Annotated in this window: 3 protein-coding genes; all 3 read right to left on the bottom strand. The window is 58.4% G+C overall.

The features are described from left to right. On the bottom strand, window positions 1–345 hold a 345-nt coding region (locus AC1DLB_RS29235), incomplete at its 3' end, for an ABC transporter permease subunit (protein WP_477786210.1). 14 nt (window positions 346–359) lie between these two features. Further along, window positions 360–1,049, bottom strand: coding sequence for an ABC transporter permease (locus tag AC1DLB_RS29230; protein WP_138867101.1), 690 nt, complete (start codon window positions 1,047–1,049; stop codon window positions 360–362). A gap of 91 nt (window positions 1,050–1,140) precedes the next feature. Continuing rightward, a partial coding sequence (locus tag AC1DLB_RS29225) for a transporter substrate-binding domain-containing protein (RefSeq protein ID WP_477786209.1) occupies window positions 1,141–1,745 on the bottom strand: 605 nt, incomplete at its 5' end.

The raw sequence follows: 1,745 nt of genomic DNA, 5'->3' as shown, positions 1-1,745 counted from the left end.
CAGTTCCGCGCTATAGGCACTGGTATTGATCGCGAAGGCCAGGCAGGCACAAAAGGTTGCGCTGGACAGGTAAGGCCAGAGCACGCTTTGGCGTACCGCTTCGAACTGCGCCAAGCCGTAATAGATCAGGAACAATTGCACCAGCATCGGGGTGCCGCGAATCACATAGGTGTAGAGCCAGGCCGGGAAGCTGATCAACGGCGATCGGGAGACGCGCATCAGCGCTAAAGGAATCGCCAGCACCAGGCCAACGGCCAGGGAAATCAGTAGAACTTTGAGGGTCAACAAGGCGCCATTGAGGTACAGCGGCAGGTTTTCCCAGATCAGGTTGTAGTCGAGAATCATGGCTGTGCTCCCCGTCACAGTTCGGCGGCTTTGACGCCGACCGAGTAGTGTTTTTCCAGATAGCGCAGCACCAGCAATGACACACTGGTCAGCAGCAAGTAGAGCGCGGCCACCGCGAGGAAAAACGTGAACGGCTCATGGGTGGCGTCCGCTGCGTTTTTGGCTTTGAACATCATGTCCTGCAACCCGATCACCGAGATCAGCGCGGTGGATTTGGTCAGCACCAACCAGTTGTTGGTGAACCCCGGAATGGCGAAACGAATCATCTGCGGCACCAGAATCCGCCAGAACACCTGAGCGCCGCTCATGCCATAAGCCACACCGGCTTCTGCCTGACCTTTAGGGATCGCCATAAAGGCGCCGCGAAAGGTTTCCGAGAGATAGGCACCGAAAATGAAGCCCATGGTGCAGACGCCGGCGATAAAGGGGTTGATGTCGATGTAGCGGGTGTAACCGAGCGCGAGGGCAATGCGGTTCACCAGGTCCTGGCCGCCGTAGAAAATCAGCAGGATCAGCACCAGGTCGGGAATACCGCGAATCAGGGTGGTATAGCCTTCGCCCAGCACCGCCAGCCATTTGAACGGTGACAGACGAAAGGCGGCGCCGATCAGACCCAGGGCAATCGCCATGGTCATGGAAGTCAGGGCCAGATGAATGGTCAGCCAGGCGCCATCGAGAATGCTCGATCCGTAGCCGTGAAGCATGATGAAGTTCCTCAAGCGAGCGCCGGGAGGCGCGCGAGACAAGCCAGAAGTGGCACCCGCAAACGCCGGCGCCAGGGTTTCGGGTAACGGCTTATTCGCCGTAGATATCGAAGGCGAAGTACTTGGCCATCACTTGCTGGTACTTGCCATTGGCGCGGATGGCGTCAATCGCTGCGCTCAGGCGTGCAACGTTCGCACTGTCGCCTTTACGCACCGCGATCCCGGCGCCTCTGCCGAAGTATTTCGGGTCGTTGATGTCCGGCCCCACCAGAGCGAAACCTTTACCTATGGGGGTTTTGATGAAGCTCTCATCGGTGTTGACGATGTCGGCGAGGGTGGCGTCCAGGCGACCTGATGCCAGATCGAGGAAGGCTTCATTTTGTGAGCCGTAGCGGACCACCTCGACGCCGGCTTGCGCCAGTTGCTCAGTGGCGAAACGGTCGTAGGTCGAGGCGCGTTGTACGCCGACTTTCTTGCCTTTGAGATCGACCAGCGGGTCGTTGACCACGCTGCCGCTCTTCATCGCGAACTTGCCCGGCGTGTGGTAGTACTTTTTGCTGAAGTCGACCGACTTCATGCGGTCWTCAGTGATCGACATCGACGACAGCACGGCGTCGATCTTGCGCACTTTGAGCGACGGGATCATGCCGTCGAATTCCTGGATGACCCACTCGCATTTGACCTTCATCTCTGCAC

It is taken from the genome of Pseudomonas sp. 05N434 (assembly GCF_056396965.1).
The sequence above is the reverse complement of the archived record's forward strand: the minus strand, read 5'-3'. Positions and strand labels throughout refer to the sequence as shown.